This window comes from Pseudoxanthomonas suwonensis, from assembly GCF_010093235.1.
GTDB lineage: Bacteria > Pseudomonadota > Gammaproteobacteria > Xanthomonadales > Xanthomonadaceae > Pseudoxanthomonas > Pseudoxanthomonas suwonensis.
On the sequence record NZ_PDWP01000041.1, the window covers coordinates 1 to 18,806 of the forward strand.

General features: G+C 70.4%; 18 protein-coding genes. 13 read left to right on the forward strand and 5 right to left on the reverse strand.

The window, feature by feature from the left end:
• Positions 1 to 129: 129 nt before the first annotated feature.
• The 7 genes from rpsP to CSC68_RS14910 all read left to right on the forward strand — a co-directional run bounded on the left by rpsP (position 130) and on the right by CSC68_RS14910 (position 3,824).
• Positions 130 to 390 carry a 30S ribosomal protein S16 gene (gene rpsP, locus CSC68_RS14880; protein ID WP_162204387.1) on the forward strand — a complete coding sequence of 87 codons (261 nt, stop codon included), beginning with the start codon at positions 130 to 132 and terminating at the stop codon, positions 388 to 390.
• Between the two features lie 38 nt (positions 391 to 428).
• Positions 429 to 962, forward strand: coding sequence for a ribosome maturation factor RimM (gene rimM, locus CSC68_RS14885; protein WP_162204388.1), 534 nt, complete (start codon positions 429 to 431; stop codon positions 960 to 962).
• A gap of 220 nt (positions 963 to 1,182) precedes the next feature.
• Complete coding sequence (gene trmD / locus CSC68_RS14890; protein WP_162204389.1) at positions 1,183 to 1,956, forward strand: tRNA (guanosine(37)-N1)-methyltransferase TrmD; 774 nt, start codon at positions 1,183 to 1,185, stop codon at positions 1,954 to 1,956.
• A 196-nt stretch (positions 1,957 to 2,152) separates the two neighbouring features.
• Entirely contained in the window at positions 2,153 to 2,548 is a 396-nt protein-coding gene (gene rplS / locus CSC68_RS14895) for a 50S ribosomal protein L19 (protein ID WP_162204390.1), read from the forward strand.
• Positions 2,549 to 2,681: 133 nt separating this feature from the next.
• A complete protein-coding gene (locus tag CSC68_RS14900; protein WP_162204391.1) occupies positions 2,682 to 2,990 on the forward strand; it encodes a hypothetical protein in 309 nt (102 codons plus the stop codon).
• 102 nt (positions 2,991 to 3,092) lie between these two features.
• The gene (locus tag CSC68_RS14905; protein ID WP_162204392.1) at positions 3,093 to 3,497 is read left to right on the forward strand and encodes an RNA-binding S4 domain-containing protein; all 405 of its coding nucleotides are present in this window, start codon (positions 3,093 to 3,095) and stop codon (positions 3,495 to 3,497) included.
• 78 nt (positions 3,498 to 3,575) lie between these two features.
• A complete protein-coding gene (locus CSC68_RS14910; RefSeq protein ID WP_162204393.1) occupies positions 3,576 to 3,824 on the forward strand; it encodes a hypothetical protein in 249 nt (82 codons plus the stop codon).
• 64 nt (positions 3,825 to 3,888) lie between these two features.
• Here CSC68_RS14910 and katG read toward each other — a convergent pair whose 3' ends face one another.
• The gene (gene katG / locus CSC68_RS14915; protein WP_162204394.1) at positions 3,889 to 6,114 is read right to left on the reverse strand and encodes a catalase/peroxidase HPI; all 2,226 of its coding nucleotides are present in this window, start codon (positions 6,112 to 6,114) and stop codon (positions 3,889 to 3,891) included.
• A 292-nt stretch (positions 6,115 to 6,406) separates the two neighbouring features.
• Positions 6,407 to 7,468 (reverse strand): cytochrome-c peroxidase, encoded by a 1,062-nt coding sequence (locus CSC68_RS14920; RefSeq protein WP_211365773.1) that lies wholly within the window; start codon positions 7,466 to 7,468, stop codon positions 6,407 to 6,409.
• Between the two features lie 123 nt (positions 7,469 to 7,591).
• Here CSC68_RS14920 and CSC68_RS14925 point away from each other — a divergent pair, with 123 nt between their 5' ends.
• The 3 genes from CSC68_RS14925 to CSC68_RS14935 all read left to right on the forward strand — a co-directional run bounded on the left by CSC68_RS14925 (position 7,592) and on the right by CSC68_RS14935 (position 9,653).
• Positions 7,592 to 8,293, forward strand: coding sequence for a helix-turn-helix transcriptional regulator (locus CSC68_RS14925; protein WP_162204395.1), 702 nt, complete (start codon positions 7,592 to 7,594; stop codon positions 8,291 to 8,293).
• A gap of 310 nt (positions 8,294 to 8,603) precedes the next feature.
• Positions 8,604 to 9,245 (forward strand): glutathione S-transferase family protein, encoded by a 642-nt coding sequence (locus CSC68_RS14930; RefSeq protein ID WP_162204396.1) that lies wholly within the window; start codon positions 8,604 to 8,606, stop codon positions 9,243 to 9,245.
• Between the two features lie 3 nt (positions 9,246 to 9,248).
• On the forward strand, positions 9,249 to 9,653 hold the full coding sequence (locus tag CSC68_RS14935) for a GFA family protein (RefSeq protein WP_162204397.1): 405 nt from the start codon (positions 9,249 to 9,251) through the stop codon (positions 9,651 to 9,653).
• Positions 9,654 to 9,709: 56 nt separating this feature from the next.
• Here CSC68_RS14935 and mutS read toward each other — a convergent pair whose 3' ends face one another.
• Together mutS and CSC68_RS14945 are read right to left on the reverse strand one after the other, a co-directional pair.
• Positions 9,710 to 12,307 (reverse strand): DNA mismatch repair protein MutS, encoded by a 2,598-nt coding sequence (gene mutS / locus CSC68_RS14940; RefSeq protein WP_162204398.1) that lies wholly within the window; start codon positions 12,305 to 12,307, stop codon positions 9,710 to 9,712.
• 49 nt (positions 12,308 to 12,356) lie between these two features.
• Complete coding sequence (locus CSC68_RS14945; RefSeq protein WP_162204399.1) at positions 12,357 to 13,793, reverse strand: GGDEF domain-containing protein; 1,437 nt, start codon at positions 13,791 to 13,793, stop codon at positions 12,357 to 12,359.
• A 558-nt stretch (positions 13,794 to 14,351) separates the two neighbouring features.
• Between CSC68_RS14945 and CSC68_RS14950 the strand changes: the two genes are divergently transcribed.
• Positions 14,352 to 16,916 (forward strand): TonB-dependent receptor plug domain-containing protein, encoded by a 2,565-nt coding sequence (locus CSC68_RS14950; RefSeq protein ID WP_246193618.1) that lies wholly within the window; start codon positions 14,352 to 14,354, stop codon positions 16,914 to 16,916.
• 150 nt (positions 16,917 to 17,066) lie between these two features.
• On the opposite strand, the gene CSC68_RS14955 is transcribed toward CSC68_RS14950, so the two are convergent.
• On the reverse strand, positions 17,067 to 17,294 hold the full coding sequence (locus tag CSC68_RS14955) for a hypothetical protein (protein ID WP_162204386.1): 228 nt from the start codon (positions 17,292 to 17,294) through the stop codon (positions 17,067 to 17,069).
• A 12-nt stretch (positions 17,295 to 17,306) separates the two neighbouring features.
• On the opposite strand from CSC68_RS14955, the gene CSC68_RS14960 reads away from it, so the two are divergent.
• On the forward strand, positions 17,307 to 18,173 hold the full coding sequence (locus tag CSC68_RS14960) for a cation diffusion facilitator family transporter (RefSeq protein ID WP_162204403.1): 867 nt from the start codon (positions 17,307 to 17,309) through the stop codon (positions 18,171 to 18,173).
• 106 nt (positions 18,174 to 18,279) lie between these two features.
• A complete protein-coding gene (locus tag CSC68_RS14965) occupies positions 18,280 to 18,777 on the forward strand; it encodes a CinA family protein (RefSeq protein ID WP_162204401.1) in 498 nt (165 codons plus the stop codon).
• Positions 18,778 to 18,806 lie beyond the last annotated feature (29 nt).

Sequence of the window (18,806 nt, forward strand, 5' to 3'; positions counted from 1 at the left end):
TTCTAGCGGATCGGCCCGGCAGGACGGTCCCGGGGCGGGGCGGAGGGGGGAGGTTTTCCTCGCCGGGCCGATCCGCTAGAATTGGCGGCTTACCTCGCCATCCTGGCGACTGGGCAACACGAAGACACCATGGTCAAGATCCGTCTCACCCGCGGCGGCGCCAAGAAGCGCCCGTTCTACCACATCGTCGTCACCGACTCGCGCAGCGCCCGCGACGGCCGCAACATCGAGCGCGTCGGTTACTACAACCCGGTTGCCGCCGGCAACGAGCAGCGCGTCGTGCTGGACATCGCGCGCGTCGACCACTGGGTCGGCAATGGCGCCCAGCTGACCGACAAGGTCCGCAGCCTGTACAAGGAAGCGGTCAAGGCCCAGGCCCAGGCGGCCTGATGGTGACGGCCGCCGCCCAGCGGCGGCCGGCTTCCGACATGAACGACGCACGGCGTCCCACTCCGGCTCCGCAGAAGCTGATCCTGCTGGGCCGGGTGACGGGCGCCTTCGGCGTGCGCGGCGATGTGAAGGTCGAATCCTGGACCGAGCCGCGCGCCCAGATCTTCCGCTACCAGCCCTGGATCCTGCGTGCGCCCAACGGCGCCGAGCGCGAGCTGCGCGGGGCCAGGGGCCGCGACACCGGCAAGCACGTGGTGGCGACCCTGCCGGACTGCGACGACCGCGACGCGGCCGAGGCCCTGCGTGGCACCGAGATCCTGGTCCCGCGCGAGACGCTGCCGCCGCCGGCCCCGGGCGAGTACTACTGGGTCGACCTGGAAGGCCTGAAGGTGGTGACCGTCGAGGGCGTGGCCCTGGGCGAGGTCTCGCACCTGCTGTCGACCGGCGCAAACGACGTGCTGGTGGTGCGCGGTGAACGCGAGCGCATGATCCCCTTCGTCCAGCCGGACTACGTCACCGGAGTCGACTTCGAAGCCGGCACCGTCACCGTCGACTGGGATCCCGATTTCTGAGATTCGGGATTCGGGATTGGCAAGAGCGGCACGCTCGCTCCGCCAACCATGACGGTCGCGGCACCACCGCTTCGGCGAATCACGAATCCCCAATCACGAATCCCGGTCTTTTGAAAGAGCGATAAGCTCGGATTGCCAGCCGAACTGGGTTGCCAGCGCCTCCCGCTTTTACGAATCACGAATCACGAATCACGAATCCCGAATCACCAATCACGGCTTTATGCGCCTCGATGTCGTCAGCCTGTTCCCCGAAGAGGTCGACCGCTGCACGGCGTTCGGCGTGACCGGGCGTGCGCGCGAGCGCGGGCTGCTGCAGCTGCACGGCTGGAATCCGCGCGACTACGCCGACGGCAACTACCGCAAGACCGACGATCGCACCTTCGGTGGCGGCCCTGGCATGGTCATGCTGGTGGAACCGCTGCGGCGCTGCCTGGCGGCGGTGCGGCAGGCCGACCCGACCCCGGTGCACGTGGGCTACCTGAGCCCGCAGGGCCGCCGCCTGGACCAGAAGCGGGTGCGCGAACTGGCGGCCATGCCCCGGCTGGTCCTGCTGTGCGGCCGCTACGAGGGCATCGACGAGCGCCTGGTCCAGGCCGAGGTCGACGAGGAGCTTTCGATCGGCGACTACGTGCTGTCCGGTGGCGAGCTGGCCGCGGCGATCGTGGTCGACACCGTGGCCCGGCTGCAGGACGGCGCGCTCAACGACGCCGGCTCGGCCGAGCAGGACAGCTTCGAGGACGGCCTGCTGGACTGCCCGCACTACAGCCATCCGGTCGAGCACCCCTACGGGACCGTCCCGGCCGTGCTGCGCTCGGGCAACCATGCCGCGATCGCGCGCTGGCGCCGGCAGCAGGCCCTGGTGCGCACCTGGCAGCGGCGCCCGGACCTGCTGGAAGGTCGCGAGCTGTCCCGGGCCGACCGCAAGCTGCTGGAGGAGGGGCTGGCCGCCCACGAGCAGGCGCAGGATCCGGGCCAGGAGCCGCCGGCCGGTTGAGCCCCATGTCCGGCGGACGGGCGACTAGCCACGGGCCATCCGGAACGGCTACAATGCCGGATTCCTGCGGGCGGCAGGCCCCTCGAGGGGCGCCGGAGCAGGCATCCACAACAACAAACGCGCAGCGCAATCCGGCGACTGCGTCAGCCCAAGCTGTCATCCAGACACGCCCACCCGAACAGAAGAGTCGGTCACCATGAGCAAGCTGAACAAGTCCATCATCGCGGAGTTCGAGTCCGCCCAGATCACCCGCGAACTGCCGAAGTTCAGCCAGGGCGACACCGTCGTGGTGAACGTCAAGGTGAAGGAAGGCAACCGCGAGCGCGTGCAGGCCTACGAAGGCGTGGTCATCGCCACCAAGAACGCCGGCCTGAACTCGTCCTTCACCGTCCGCAAGATCTCGCACGGCTACGGGGTCGAGCGCGTGTTCCAGACCTTCAGCCCGATCATCGACTCGGTCGAGGTCAAGCGCCGCGGCAAGGTCCGCGCCGGCAAGCTGTACTACCTGCGTGGTCTGGAAGGCAAGGCGGCCCGCATCAAGGAAGACCTGGCTGCCGTGGCCAAGGCCAAGGCCGAGAAGAACGCCGGCTGATCCAGCCGCTTCTTCGCTGTCCGCGACGGCCGCCCTCGGGCGGCCGTTTGCGTTTGGGCGCAGGCGCGCCGGCTGGTGTCCGTGCCTGCACCGGAGCAAACTCCGGTCCATGGCCTGACCCGGGAGGGCAGCGATGGCAGTGCACGGACCGGTCGATCGACTTGCGCGGAGGCCGGCGTCGCCTGTCGTGGCGCTGGTAGCGGCCCTGGCGTTCGCCGGATGCGCCAGCGGCGGTGGTGTCTTCTCGGCGCTGGATTCGGGCGCCGGGCATTGCGATGCGCAGTACCGCGAGCTGCGGGAACTTCCGCCGACGCCGTCCGGGCTGTCGCGTGCAGAGCGGGAGCGCTACGAGGAGCGCACGCGCGACTATCACGTGTCCCGCAGCTGCCAGGCCAAGGCCGAAGTCACCGTCCCGATCACTCCGAACCCCACGCGTAACTGACCAGATCCGTGACCACCACTCCATTCTGTCCCTGTCCGTGCAACGCATTGCACCGCCAGGTTTCCCCGTGGCCGGCCCGCCGCGCACCTGCCAGGGCGCGCCATGATTGAGTCGCCACCAGTGGAGCATGTGCGCCTGGACGTGTGGCTGTGGGCGGCGAGGTTCTTCAAGACCCGCAGCCTGGCCAGGCAGGCCGTGGATACCGGCAAGGTGGAAGTGGGCGGCCAGCGCGCCAAGCCCTCGCGCTCCGTGCGGGTGGGCGAAGCATTGCGCGTGACCCGTGGCGAGGAAACCTTCGAGATCGAGGTGCGCGGGCTCAGCGACACCCGTGGTCCGGCGCCCGTGGCGCAGGCGCTGTACGCCGAAAGCGAGGCCTCGATCCAGCGCCGCGAGCAGCAGCGCCTGCAGCGCGCCGCGATGCGCGACGGCTACCGGCCGCCGGAGCACAAGCCCGACAAGCGGGCCCGGCGCCTGATCCAGGCCCTTGGCGACATCGACGCGTCCTGAGGCACCCTGACTTCCGGCCGGTCGCGTACGTGGCCGGCGCCGTGTACAAAGGTGCGTCTCCACGACCGGATCCGCACCATGCCCCATCGCAAGACGCTTTTCCTCGCCGTGCTTTCGCTGGGCCTGGCCGCGTGTGCCAGCGTCCAGGACGACCCGCTTGCTCCGCGCGCGGCCGACTGCCTGGTGGGTGGCGAGAAGGGTGCGCCGGTCCCGGGCCAGCCGACCAGCGGCCGCGACCGCCGCTGCAATCCCGGGGACGAAGCGGTAATCTGGTCCAGCGAGCGCGACAGCCGGATCAAGCTCGACGTTCGCGGGCGCGGCGAATAAGGCCCGTCAAAGCGACGGCCCGGCGCAGAACGCCGGGCCGTCGTGTTTCCGCACCAGGCCGCAATCAGGCGCGCAGGTCGAAGCGGTCCAGTTCCATCACCTTGGTCCAGGCGGCGATGAAGTCCCTGACGAACCTCTCCTGGCCGTCGGACGAGGCATAGACCTCGGACAGGGCGCGCAGCACCGAGTTGGCGCCAAACACCAGGTCCACGCGGGTGGCGGTCCACTTCACCGCGCCGCCCTTGCGCTCGCGCACTTCGTACAGCTGGCGGTCCTCGCCGGTGGGCTTCCACTCGTAGGCCATGTCCAGCAGGTTCACGTAGAAGTCCGTGCTGAGCACGCCCGGGCGGTCGGTCAGCACGCCGTGGCGGCTGCCGTCCCAGCTGGCATCCAGGACACGCAGGCCACCGACCAGGGCGGTCATCTCCGGCGCGGTCAGGGTCAGCAGCTGGGCCTTGTCCACCAGCAGGTGCTCGGCCGGCACTTCGGACGGGGCCTTGAGGTAGTTGCGGAAGCCATCGGCGAACGGCTCCATGTGGCGGAAGGAGTCGACGTCGGTCTGCTCCTGCGACGCATCGACGCGGCCCGGGGTGAACGGCACCTCGGCGTAGACGCCGGCGGCCTTGGCGGCCTGTTCGATGGCCACGCCGCCGGCCAGCACGACCAGGTCGGCCAGCGACAGTTTGGTCTCCGGTTGCAGCGCCTCGAGCTTCTCCAGCGCCTTGATCGCGCGCTGGTTGACCTCCCAGCCGCGCTGCGGCTCCAGGCGGATGCGCGCGCCATTGGCGCCGCCACGCTTGTCGCCGCCGCGGAAGGTCGAGGCCGAAGCCCAGGCCAGGGTGACCAGGTCGCCGGCCGGCAGGCCCAGCGCCTCGATCTTCGCCTTGGCGTCGGCGATGTCGGAGGCGCCGGGGTTGTGCTGGGGCCTGGGTAGCGGGTCCTGCCAGATCAGGTCCTCGGCCGGGACTTCCGGGCCCAGGTAGCGCGCCTTCGGGCCCATGTCGCGGTGGACCAGCTTGAACCAGGCGCGGGCGAAGGCGTTGGCGAAGGCCTGCGGGTCGTCGCGGAAACGGCGGGAGATCGGGCCGTAGACCGGGTCGAAGCGCAGCGCCAGGTCGGTGGTCAGCATGGTCGGCTTGCGCTTGGGCGAATCCGGGGTCGGACCCGGGATGAAGGGCTCGACGTCCTTGGCCACCCACTGGTGCGCGCCGGCCGGCGACTTCGTCAGTTCCCACTCGAAGTCGAACAGGAACTTGAAGAAGTCGTTGCTCCACTGCACCGGCGTGCTGGTCCAGGTCACTTCCAGGCCGGAGGTGATGGTGTCGGCGCCCTTGCCGGTGCCGAAGCTGTTGGCCCAGCCCAGGCCCTGCATCTCCAGGTCGGCCGCTTCCGGATCCGGGCCGACGTGGTCGGCCGGGCCGGCGCCGTGGGTCTTGCCGAGGGTGTGGCCGCCGGCGATCAGGGCCACGGTCTCCTCGTCGTCCATGCCCATGCGGCCGAAGGTGACCCGGATGTCGTGCGCGGCCAGCAGCGGATCGGGATTGCCGTCCGGGCCTTCCGGGTTCACGTAGATCAGGCCCATCTGCACCGCGGCCAGCGGGTTCTCGAGGTTGCGGCTGTGGACCTTGCCGTCTGCGTCGTCCTCGGACACCAGCACGCTGTCGCCCTCGGGCTTGGGCACGCCCTCCGAGCCGCGCGCGTAGCGTTCGTCGCCGCCCAGCCAGGTCTTCTCGCGGCCCCAGTACACGTCCAGGTCCGGTTCCCAGGTGTCCTCGCGGCCGGCACCGAAGCCGAAGGTGCGGAATCCGGCATGCTCGAGGGCGACGTTGCCGGCCAGGATCATCAGGTCGGCCCAGGAGATCTTCTGCCCGTACTTCTTCTTGACCGGCCACAGCAGGCGGCGGGCCTTGTCGAGGCTGACGTTGTCCGGCCAGGAGTTGAGCGGCGCGAAGCGCTGCTGGCCACGGCCACCGGCGCCGCGGCCGTCACCGACGCGGTAGGTGCCTGCGCTGTGCCAGGCCATGCGGATCATCAGGCCCACGTAGCTGCCAAAGTCGGCCGGCCACCAGTCCTGCGAATCGGTCATCAGGTCCAGCAGGTCCTTCTTCAGTGCCGCGTAGTCGAGCTTCCTGAACTCCTCGCGGTAGTTGAAGTCCTTGCCCAGCGGATTGGTCTTCTCCGAATGCTGGCTCAGCAGGTCCAGGCGCAACTGGTTCGGCCACCAGTCGCGGTTGGTGGTACCGGTGCCGGCGACGCCGGCGTGGAATGGACACTTCTTCTCGGTCGTCATGGACTGCCCCTCTGCTTTGTGCCCGCGGGGGGCGGGCGATGGATGCGGCGTGTCCGGTGCGGCATGCATCGCTGTCGCAGGCCGCGCACGGGGGAAAGGTGATGCAGCTCCCGTTTCCCTTAGTCGTGGTGAATCGAACGGCAACAGACTAGGTGGCACTGGCTATCAAGAGAAATCGTTAGTTGCGAAGTCCCTGATAGCGACCGTCTATGGCTTGCGGGGCAGCCGGGCCGGCGCGCAGCAGCGCCGGACCGGTGCGGGCACGGGGCGCCCCGTGCCGGGAAGGCGGAGATTACTCCGGCCGCGGCGTGGTGGAAGTGCTGGGCGGCAGGACCGGGTTGGCCACCTGCGGCTGGCGCCCGGTGAGCGTCTTCAGGAAGCGGGTGATGGCCTCGACCTCGGAGGCGTCCAGCTCGTGGCCCAGCTGGCTGCTGCCCATGATCGCCACCGCCTGGCCCAGTTCCCAGACCTGGCCGCTGTGGAAGTAGGGCGCGGTCAGCTCGACGTTGCGCAGCGGCGCGGCACGGAACACGTATTCATCGCTGGCGGTCTGGGTCACCGCGAAGCGACCCTTGTCGCTGGCCGGCAGCACCCCGGCGCCCGGCCGGGCGACCACGCCGAACGGGTAGTAGGCCTGGCCGCCCACGTTCGGGCCGAAGTGGCAGGACGCGCAGCCCTTGTCGATGAACAGCGACAGGCCCCGCAGCTCGCTGGCATCGAGGCTGTCCTTGCCGGCGAGGAACTGGTCGAAGCGCGAGTCCGGCGTCACCAGGGTGGTCTCGAAGGCCTCCAGCGCGCGCGCCATGTTCTCGAAGTTCACCGGCTCGCGCTCGCCCGGGAAGGCCTTGCGGAACGCTTCCACGTAGGCCGGGATGCTGCGCAGGGTGGCTTCCACGCGTTCGGGCGTGTTGTTCATCTCCACGCTGGCCTGCACCGGGCCCTTGGCCTGTTCCTTCAGGTCCTCGGCGCGCCCGTCCCAGAACTGGGCGACGTTCAGCACCGCGTTGAGCACGGTGGGCGAGTTGCGCGGTCCCTTCTGCCAGCCATGGCCGATGGAGGTGGGCACGTTGTCGGCACCGCCGGTGGCGATGTTGTGGCAGGTGTTGCAGCTGAGCACGTGGCTGCGCGACAGGCGCGGCTCGAACCACAGCGACTTGCCCAGCTCGACCTGGGCGGCGGTGATCGCCTGCCCGCGCACCTGGTCGATCTTCTGCGGCACGGGGGCGAACAGGGCGTTGGCGGTCTCGCGCAGCGCCGCCGCGTCCGGCTTGTCGGCGGCCTGGGCCGGCATGGCGTCCAGCCCGGTGCAGGCGAGGGCGAGGGCGGCGGCGAGGGTGGTGCTGCGAAGGCGCATGGAGGTTCTCCGGTGGGACTGTGCCGGAGTTATCCATTGCCGGCGCATGCGCGGCATTGACTGCGATCAACCGGGCCCGCGCGGCTATGCTTGGCGTCCCGTCGCCAAGGCCAAGCCGCCAGGATGACCCAACGCGCCACGCGCCTGCTGCGCCTGCTGGACGAACTGCGCCAGCGCCGCGGCGCGGTACGCGGCGCACAGCTGGCCGCACGCCTGGGCGTGAGCCTGCGCACGGTGTACCGCGACATCGAGGCCCTGCGATCGCAGGGCGCGGAAATCGACGGCGATGCCGGCGTGGGCTACCGCCTGCGCCCGGGCTTCGTTATGCCGCCGATGATGTTCCCGGCCGAGGAGCTGGAAGCGCTGGTGCTGGGCGCGCGCTGGGTGGCCTCGCACGCCGACCCGGAACTGGCCGCCGCCGCCAACCGTGCGCTGGACCGGATCACGGGCGTGTTGCCTGCGCGCCTGCGCCTGGAGGTCGAGACCAGTGGCCTGTTCGCCCCGCACTGGCCGCCGCGCGAGCCTGAGCCCTGGGTGCCGGCGCTGCGCCTGGCCATCCGCGAAGGCCAGGCGGTGCGCATGCGGTACCGCGATGCCGAAGGCCGCGAGAGCGAGCGCGTGGTGTGGCCCTTCGCGATGGCCTTCCTCGACGACATGCGCCTGATCGCCGCCTGGTGCGAGAGCCGCAACGACTTCCGCCATTTCCGCGCCGACCGCGTGCTGGCGCTGGAAAGCACCGGGCGCCGCTATCCGGAGACCCGCCACCAGCTGCTGCGCCGCTGGGAGCGGCAGCGGCTGCGACAGCGCGAGGCTTCGGCCACGTAGCCCGGGCAAGCGAAGCGCACCCGGGGCCACCGGCTGCCGTGCATCGACGTGCCATGCCCGCATGCATGCGTTGCCCAGATGTCGTTTCTCCCCCGCATCACGACCAGACGGCGGCACGCCGGCGTGCCACGCAGCGACGCAGCCGTGGCGGCATCGCGGCACGGCGTCCAAAGGCAAGGGCGGGCAGTTCCGGCATGCTGCACCGGGCCATGCCAGGGCGCCGGAATGGGCGCATCCTCCACGCTGCTGACAGCGGCTGTCAGCAGCCCCGCCGCAGACTGCCGGTTCCTTCCAGTGACGGAGACGACCGATGGGCAAGACGCTGACCTTCTACACCAACCCCCAGTCCCGGGCGCGCATCACCCGCTGGATGCTGGAGGAGACCGGCCTGCCGTACGAGGAGGTCGTGCTCGAGTTCGGCACCACGATGAAGTCGCCCGGGTACCTGGCGATCAACCCGATGGGCAAGGTGCCGGCGATCCGGCATGGTGACCTGGTGGTGACGGAGAACGCCGCCATCTGCGCCTACCTGGCCGACCTGGTGCCGGAGAAGGGACTGGCACCGCCGCCCGGTTCGCCCGAGCGCGGTACCTACTACCGCTGGCTGTTCTTCCTGGCCGGTCCGGTCGAGTCGCTGCTGACCGCCAGGGACGCCGGCGCGCTGGCCAGCCCGCTGTCGGCCGGCTACGGCACCGAGGCCGACGTGCTGCGCACCCTCGAACAGGCCGTGGCCGGACGCGAGCACCTGGTCGGAGACCACTTCACCACCGCCGACCTTCTGATGGCGGCGTTCCTTGGCTACTACATGATGATCGGCGCGCTGGAGAAGAAGCCTGCGTTCACCGCCTTCGCCCAGCTGCACGCCGCGCGCCCGGCCGCGCTGGCCGCCAACGCGCGCGACAACGAGCTGGCCGCCGCGCATCCATTCCGGTCCGGCACACAGGAGGGCTGAGCCATGGAAAAGACCTACCACGGCAGCTGCCACTGCGGCGCGGTGCGCTACCAGGCCAGGCTGGACCTGGCCGAGGGCACGGGCAGGTGCAACTGCACCTACTGCAGCAAGATCCGCAACTGGAGCGCGTCGGCGAAGGATTTCGAGCTGCTGCAGGGCGAGGCCGCGCTGGGCGACTACGCCAAGGACTGGGGCGAGGGCAACATCCACCACCGCTTCTGCAACCGCTGCGGCGTCACCGTGTACGGGCACGGCTACATCGCCGAGGCAGGTGGTGCGTTCGTGTCGGTGCAGGTCAACACCCTGGACGACGCCAGCATAGACGAGCTCCTCTCCGGCCCGCTGCGCTACGCCAACGGACTCCACGACGACTGGTTGAACCCGCCGGCGGACATCCGCGCGATGTAGCCCGGCAGCGAGGCGCACCCGGTGCCTGGGGCGGCAGGTGCGAAGCGGCGCCCGCCTTACAGCAGCGACTTGAGCCGGTACAGCGCTTCCAGCGCCTGCTTCGGGGTGAGCTCGTCCGGGTCCAGGGCCGCCAGGGCTTCCTGCGCGGCCGATGGGGCGGCGGCGAACAGGCCGATCTGCTGCGGGGCATCGAGCGCCTGCGGCGCGACCTCGGCGGCGTGGCTTTCGCGGCCGCGCTGTTCGAGCTCGGCCAGGCGCCTGCGCGCCTGCGCCAAGGTCGCCTTGGGCAGGCCTGCCAGCGCCGCCACCTGCAGGCCGAAGCTGCGGTCGGCCGCGCCCTCGCGCACGGCGTGCATGAACACCAGCGAATCCCCGTGTTCGACCGCGTCCAGGTGCACGTTGGCGATGCCGCTCTCCGGCGTGGCCAGCGAGGTCAGCTCGAAATAGTGGGTGGCGAACAGGGTCCAGCAGCGGTTGACCGTGGCCAGGTGGCGCGCGACCGCATCGGCCAGGGCCAGGCCGTCGTAGGTCGAGGTGCCGCGGCCGATCTCGTCCATCAGTACCAGCGACTGCTCGGTGGCGTGGTGGAGGATGTAGCTGGTCTCGGCCATCTCCACCATGAAGGTGGACTGGCCGCGGGCGAGGTCGTCGCCTGCGCCGATGCGGGTGAGGATGCGGTCGATCGGGCCGATCACCGCGCGGCTGGCCGGCACGAAGCTGCCGATGTGCGCCAACAGCACGATCAGCGCGTTCTGGCGCATGTAGGTGCTCTTGCCGCCCATGTTCGGGCCGGTGATCACCAGCATCCGCCGCGCCTGGCCGTCGCGGTCGCCGTACAGCTCCAGGTCGTTGGGCTCGAACGGTTCCTCGCGCACCGCCTCGACCACCGGATGGCGGCCGCGCTCGATGCACAGGCAGGGTGAGTCGGTCAGCTCCGGGCGCGACCAGTCCAGCGCCTGCGCGCGTTCGGCGAAGGCGGCCAGCACGTCCAGCTCGCTGAGCGCGGCGGCGCAGCGCTTGAGCGGCTCCAGCGCGGTGTTGAGCGTGTCCAGCAGTGCCTCGTACAGGAACTTCTCGCGGGACAGGGCGCGCTCGCGCGCCGACAGCACCTTGTCCTCGAACGCCTTCAGTTCCTCGGTGATGTAGCGCTCGGCGCCGGTCAGGGTCTGGCGGCGGGTGTAGTGCACCGGGGCCTTGTCGGACTGGCCCTTGCTGATCTCGATGTAATAGCCGTGGACGCGGTTGTAGCCGACCTTGAGGGTGGGAATGCCGGTGGCGGCGCGCTCGCGCGCCTCCAGGTCCACCAGGAACTGGTCGGCGTTGGTGGAGAGCCGGCGCAGCTCGTCCAGCTCGGCGTCGTAGCCTTCGGCGATCACGCCGCCGTCGGCCAGTTTCAGCGGCGGCTGCGGGGCCACGGCCGAGGCCAGCAGGGGCGCGATCTCGTCGTGCTGGCCCAGCTCGGCCGACAGCGCGTGTAGGCGCGGCGAATCCAGCGGCGCCAGCGCCTGGCGGATGCCGGGCAGCATCGCCAGCGCATCGCGCAGGGTGGACAGGTCGCGCGGCCGCGCCGAGCGCAGGGCGACGCGGGTGAGGATGCGTTCGACGTCGCCCAGGCCGCGGAAGGCGTCGCGCAGGTCGGCATCGGCGCGCTGCTCGATGAGCGTCGCCACCGCGTGGTGGCGGGCGCCGAGCACGCCGCGGTCGCGCAGCGGCCGGTGCAGCCAGCGCCGCAGCAGGCGCCCGCCCATCGGGGTGATGGTCGAGTCGAGCACGCCCAGCAGGGTGTGGCGGGTCTGGCCGTCGACCCGGGTGTCCAGCTCCAGGTGGCGACGGGTCGCGGCATTCATCGCGATCGCCTCGCCGGAGGCCTCCAGCGCGATCGAGGTCAGGTGCGGCAGCTGCTGCTTCTGGGTCTCCTCGACGTAGCCCAGCAGCGCGCCGGCGGCGGCGATCGCCAGCGGGCGGTCGTCGATGCCGAAGCCGGTGAGGTCGTGCAGGCCGAAGAAGCGCAGCAGCTGGCGGCGGCCGCTGTCCGGATCGAACAGCCACGGCGGACGCCGGCGCAGCGCGCCGGCCGACAGCCGCGGCCAGCCTTCCTCATCGGGGACCAGCAGCTCCGCCGGCTCCAGGCGCGCCAGCTCGGCTTCCAGCTGGTCGGCGTTTTCCACCTCGCTGACCAGGAAGCGGCCGGCGGCCAGGTCGGCCCAGGCCAGGCCGTAGCCGGAGCGGCCGCGCGCCACCGCCATCAGCAGGGTGTCGCGGCGCTCGTCCAGCAGCGCCTCGTCGGTCACCGTGCCGGGGGTGACGATGCGCACCACCTTGCGCTCGACCAGGCCCTTGCTCGCGGCCGGGTCGCCGATCTGCTCGCAGATGGCCACCGACTCGCCCAGCGCGACCAGCCGCGCCAGGTAGCCCTCGTACGCATGCACCGGCACGCCGGCCATCGGGATCGGCGCTCCACCGGAGCTGCCGCGCTGGGTCAGGGTGATGTCGAGCAGCCGCGCCGCCTTGCGGGCGTCGTCGTAGAACAGCTCGTAGAAGTCGCCCATCCGGAAGAACAGCAGCAGGTCCGGATACTCCGCCTTGGCGGCGAAGTACTGCTTCATCAGCGGGGTGTGTTCGGGCGCTGCGGGCTTGCCTGCGGACTTGGACATCGGGTCGGGGACATTGCGGGGCCGCCGATTGTAACGGCCGCCGCTCCCTTCAGCCCTGCAAGGCGCGCTGGCCCGGCGGCGGGGGCAGGTCGTCGTCGGCCACCACGACGCGGTCGCGGCCGCCGCGCTTGGCCTGGTACATGGCGGCGTCGGCGCGCGCCAGCACGCGCTCGTAATCCGGATGGCCGTCCTGCACCGCCACGCCGATGCTGGCGGTCACCGGCAGGCGGACCTGTCCGGGCAGGGAGACCGGGGATCCGGCGATCGCGCGGCACAGGGCATGGGCGGAGGCCACTGCCTCTGTCTGGCCGACCGAGCCCAGCACGATCACGAACTCCTCGCCGCCGTAACGGGAGAGGGAGTCGCTGCCGCGGGTGCCCTCGACCAGGATCGCGGCCACGTGCTGCAGGGCGCGGTCGCCGGCATCGTGGCCATGGGTGTCGTTGATCGCCTTGAAGTGGTCCAGGTCCAGCATCAGCACCGCGAACTGGCGCCCGGTGCTTGCGTGCAGCGCGATCTCCCGGCGCAGGATGGTCGGCAGGAAGCGGCGGTTGGGCAGGCGCGTCAGGGCGGCGCGGCCCGCCTCCAGGGCGCCGATGCCCTCGAACAGGCCGCCGACGAGGGTGCGGGTCTCGCCGGGCCAGCCGCGGATCCGGTCCAGCAGGGCGCGCCGTTCGACTGCGCTGGTGGTCGCCGGCAGCTCCTCGCGCAGTGCCTCGTCGATGCGCTCGGACAGTTGGCTGACCTGGGCGGTCTCGCTGGTCTCGCCGAAGCTGGCCAGGCCCTTGTGCAGGAACCACAGGCCGAAGTCGGAGCGGGACAGAAGCAGCGGTTCCGGCGGCCCCGGCTGCTCGGACGTGAGCGCGTAGAGCAGCGCGTTCTCCCAGGCCAGCAGCAGGGCGCGCTGGCGCTCGCGCTCGGTGCCCACGTTCTGGATCAGCGAGAACAGACGGAAGGATCCATCCAGCTGCCCGGCCGCCTCGCGGGAACGGGCATAGGCGCGGGTCATCGCTTCCAGCGCCAGGTCCAGCAACCCGTCCAGGTGCAGGCAGGTCTCCAGTGCGAGCGCGTCGTGCCCGGCGCGGGCGCGGATGGCTGGATGGAGGCGCTCCTTGATGGCGCGCACGCCACGGCCGATCAGGTCGGCCGGGATGCCGATGCGGGCGTGGACATGGCCGATGTGCTCGTGCAGCCGTTGCAGGGCTTCCACGTCATCCGGTCCGGAATGGGCCAGCTGCCGCAGCCAGCGCTGCAGCGAAAGCACCAGCCGGCCCTGGACCTGGGTCGGGTCCAGGAAGCGCGCCGCGCGCGGGTCCTGGAACAGCACGCCGTAGAAGTGGTCGGCCAGTACCGCGGCGTCCGCATCGGCCAGCTGCCCCAGCAACGCCACGGCCGGGCCGGGAGCCGCCGCCACGCGGTGCTTCCAGGCCTGGACCAGTTGCGGATCGGGTGGTTCCTGCCCGGGGGGCTGCCTTTGGGTATCCATGCTGACACTGCCTTTGATGCGCAATTATCGCTCCGCGTCCGGATGCGGCGGATGAACGGTTGTCCCGGGCGCTCTGGCCACGCCGGGGCGTTGCCAGGGCGGGGCGACAGGGCTGCATTCAATACGCAGGGCGCTTATTCCCGGGGGCGCCCCGGGAAAATGCGCGTCCTGATTCCCATTGGTAATGAACTAATCCGGTGCCAATAACTCTTGCACGGGCATCCAGATAAAGCCCGTGCTTCCGGGCGCAGCCTTGTTTCACGCGGCATACACGGGCCACAACGCCTGATCCGGCCGGGCGGCGCCGTGTTTTGGTGCACGGGCTGCCCCGGTGCGGTGCATTATCCGGGCCGTTCTTGCGGTTTCCGGCCATTGCCAGCGGATTGAAATCCTGCTGTCATGCTGCGGCGCACCAGAAGAGGCAGGTGCAACGAGGGAAAGGGGCTCCAGAAAACCATCCACGCATTAACCCGGAGGCGCAGCATGAAACCTCGCCACAGCAGGCGCGTGCATTTTGCGAACAAGAGCTTGGTTACCGCGGTCCGATCTGGCATTGCCATGGCCGTCCTGGCAGGCAGTCCCGCAGCACTGGCGCAGGAGGCGCCGCCCCCGGTTCCCGATGCAGGCCAGGCCGTAGCCCTGGCGGCACAGGAGGGCGCCACCACCCTCGACACCGTCTCGGTCCTGGGCAGTCGCAGCCAGCCGCGCTCGGTGTCCTCCTCGGCGGTGCCCATCGACATCCTCACCGCCGAAGAGTTCCGCAACCAGGGCTCCACCGACGCGCTCGACCAGCTGCGCGTGCTGGTGCCTTCCTTCAACGTCAGCACCATCCCGATCGACGACGCCGCCAGCCTGATCCGGCCGGCGAACCTGCGCGGCCTGCCGCCGGACAACACCCTGGTCCTGGTCAACGGCAAGCGCTTCCACCGCTCGGCGGTGATCACCTTCCTCGGCCACGGCCTGTCCGATGGCGCCCAGGGCCCGGACCTGTCGGTGTTTCCCTCGCTGGCGCTGGAGCAGGTGGAGGTGCTGCGCGATGGCGCGTCTGCGCAGTACGGTTCGGATGCCATCGCCGGCGTGATCAACTTCGGCCTGAAGAAGAGCAACGAGGGCGGCACCTTCGAGGCCTTCGCCGGCGAGTACTTCGAGGGCGATGGATTCACCACCCAGTACTCGGCGCAGGTGGGCCTGCCGCTGACCTCGCGCGGCTTCGCCACCCTGACCGTGGAGTGGCGCGAGGCCGACGACACCTCGCGCAGCGTGCAGCGCGAGGACGCGGCCGAGGCCATTGCCGCCGGTTACCCGGACGTGCCGTCGCCGGCGCAGATCTGGGGTTCGCCGAAGGTCGACGACGACGTCAAGTTCGTGGCCAACCTCGGCATCTCCGGCGACACGGTCGATTTCTACCTGTTCGGCAACTACGCCACGCGCGACGTCGATGGCGGCTTCTACTACCGCGAGCCCACCGGGCGCTCCGGCGTGTACACCAACGACGGCGGCCAGACCCTGCTGGTGGGCGACCTCACCGGCGCCGGCGGCTGCCCGACCATCGCCCTGCGCGATGCCGACGGCAACCTGGTCCCGTACGGCACGGTCAGTGGCCAGGTGGCGGCGCTGCCGGCGAACTGCTTCACCTTCCTGTCCACCCTGCCGGGCGGCTTCACCCCGCGCTTCGCCGGCCAGCTGGAGGACTTCTCGGTGGTCGCCGGGGCCAAGGGCCTGCTGGGCGACAGCTGGCACTGGGACGTGAGCGCCACCTACGGCCGCAACGACATCGATTTCATCATCTACAACACGGTCAACGCCTCGCTCGGCCCGGACCAGCCCGCCAACCTGTACTTCCGCCCGGGCGGCAACACCCAGACCGAGAAGGGCTTCAACGTCGACGTCGGCCGCGACTTCGAGGTGGGTTTCAGCGAAGGCCCGCTGCGCCTGGCCCTGGGCGCCGAGTGGCGCGAGGAGAGCTTCGAGGTCAGCGAGGGCGACGCGCCCTCCACCGCGATCGGCCCGCTCACCGAGCAGGGCTTCGCCCTTGGCTCCAACGGTTTCAACGGCTTCAGCCCGCGCACCGCCGGCACCTTCGACCGCACCAACTGGGCGGTGTACGTGGACGTGGAGTCGCAGCTGACCGAGCAGTTCCTGCTGGCGGCTGCGGTGCGCCACGAGGACTTCGAGGACTTCGGCGGCACGACCAACGGCAAGCTGACCGCCCGCTACGACTTCAGCGACACCTTCGCCCTGCGCGGTGCGGTGAACACCGGCTTCCGCGCGCCCACACCTGGCCAGGCCAACATCAGCCAGATCAGCACCGTGTTCGGCGGTACCGCGCTGCAGGACATCGCCACGCTGCCGCCGACCAACCCGATCGCCGAGCTCAAGGGCGCCCGACCGCTGACGCCGGAGGAGTCGCGCAACCTCTCGCTGGGCCTGGTCTGGGACAGCGGCGACTGGCTGGTGACCCTGGACGCCTACCGGATCGAGCTGGAGGACCGCATCGCCCTCAGCACCAGCTTCGACCTCACCGACGCCGAACGTGCCGCGCTGGTGGCAAGCGGCAATCCGGAGGCGGCGTCGATCTCTTCGGTGACCTACTTCGGCAATGCCTTCGACACCACCACCACCGGCGTGGACCTGGTGGCCAGCCTCGACACCGCGCACTTCGGCGGCAAGACCACGTACTCGCTGGCCGTGAACTGGAACCGCACCGAGGTCGACGCCTGGGATCCGGACTTCATCGACGAAGCCCGGGTATACAAGCTGGAAGAGTCCCTGCCGAAGACCAAGGGCTATTTCAGCATCAACCACGCGCGCGACGTGTTCCGCGCCAACCTGCGCTTGGGCTACTACGGCTCCTGGTACGAGGACCACCTGGACAGCGGCGTGGTCCTGGCCGAGGACGGTGGCCTGCCAATCCACGAGGGCAGCAAGGTCATCGTGGATGCCGAGGTGGGCTGGGAGTTCGATTCGGGCCTGTACGTCAACGTCGGCGCGCAGAACCTGTTCGACGAGACCCCGGACAAGAATCCCTGGGGCGCTCCGGTGGCCGGCGCGGCCTATCCGGTGCATTCGCCGTACGGGTTCAACGGCGGCTTCTACTACGCGCGCGTGGGCTGGAAGTTCTGAGGTCCGCCGGCGCCCCGGTCCACCGGGGCGCCGGGTACTGGCCGCCGCGGCGACTGTAATAGTCTCCGCCGGCGGCTTTGCCGATAGTGCGCGCCCATGGAACACCGTCATCCACAGTCGACCCCGCCGCAGGCGCAGCCCGGCCCGCCGTCACGGGAGGGAGCGATGCACGAAGGCCACGCGCAGCACGGTACGCATGGCGAGCACGGCCACGCCGAGGGCCATCCCCACCTGCACGCCCATGATGGAGCCGGGCAGGAGAGGGCAGGGCGGTCGCACGACGAACATCCTCGCGACCACGACCACGACCACGACCACGACCACGACCACGGTCATGGCCACGGTCACCACCACCACGGTCCCGGTGGTCACAGCCATGTCCCCACCGAGATCCGCCACGAGAAGCCGCTGTGGTGGGCGCTGGGCCTGACCGCCACGGTGCTGGCGGCCGAAGCCGTCGGCGCCTGGATGACCAACAGCCTGGCGCTGCTGTCGGACGCGGCGCACATGGCCACCGACACCCTGGCCCTGGCCATTGCCCTGGTCGCCGTACGCCTGGCGCGGCGCCCGCCGGATGCACGCCGCACCTATGGCTACGCCCGCTTCGAGGCACTGGGTGCACTGGCAAACGGCGCGCTGCTGTTCCTGCTGGCCGGCTACATCCTCTGGGAGGCGTGGCAGCGCTTCCTCGCGCCGCTGCCGGTGGCCAGCATGGGCATGCTCGGCGTGGCCGTCATCGGCCTGGCCTGCAACCTGCTGGCGATGAAGCTGCTGCATGCCGGGGCAGGGCAGAGCCTCAACATGAAGGGCGCCTACCTCGAGGTGTGGAGCGACATGCTCAGCTCGCTGGTGGTGATCCTCGCTGCCGGCATCATTTATCTCACCGGATGGCACTGGGTCGATCCGGTCCTGGCGGTGCTGATCGGACTGTGGATGCTGCCGCGCACCTGGATCCTGGTGCGCGAGGCGCTCAATGTGCTGATGGAGGGGGTTCCCGCGGGAGTGGACCTGCAGGCGCTGCGCCGCGACCTCGAGGTCCACGCCGGCGTCGCTGGCGTGCACGACCTGCATGTGTGGGCGCTGGCCTCGCGCACCCCGGCGCTGAGCGTGCACGTGGTGGTGGACGCGGGGACGGAGCCGGATGTGCTGCGCCGCGCGCTGGCGACGATGCTCGCCGAGCGCCACCGCATCAGCCACGTCACCCTCCAGATGGAGGCCGCGGGCGGCGATCCCTGCCATGGCTGCGGGCATCCCTGAACCCCGGCCCGGGGTGGCCCACACGGGCTGCGCATGGGTCCGGCGGACGACAGCGGGCGTGGTTCTGCGGTAGAACGTGGCCGTTTCCCTGCCACGGACCAAGCCGATGCTTCCCCCCACCGATGCACAGCTGCGCGACCAGGCCCAGGCCCTGGGCGAGCGCCTCGCCGCGGCACGCGAGCACCTGGTCACCGCCGAGAGCTGCACCGGCGGCTGGATCGCCAAGTGCCTGACCGACATCGCCGGCTCCTCCGCCTGGTTCGACTGCGGCATGGTGGTGTACAGCTACGAGGCCAAGCAGGCCATGCTGGGCGTGCGTCCGCAGACCCTGGAAGAGCATGGCGCGGTGAGCCGGGAGACGGCGATCGAGATGGTGTCCGGCGCCCTGGTGCACTCCGGCGCCAGCATCGCGGTGGCGGTGACGGGCATCGCCGGGCCCGGCGGCGGCAGCGAGGACAAGCCGGTCGGCACGGTGTGGATCGCCTGGAAGCGGCGTGGCGGCTATGCCAGCGCTTCGGTGTTCCAGTTCGACGGCGACCGCGAGGCGGTGCGGCGGCAGACCGTGGGCCGCGCGCTGCAGGGCGTGGCGGAGCTGCTGGCATGAGGTCGCGTTCCGGCTGGGCGGGCAGGGAG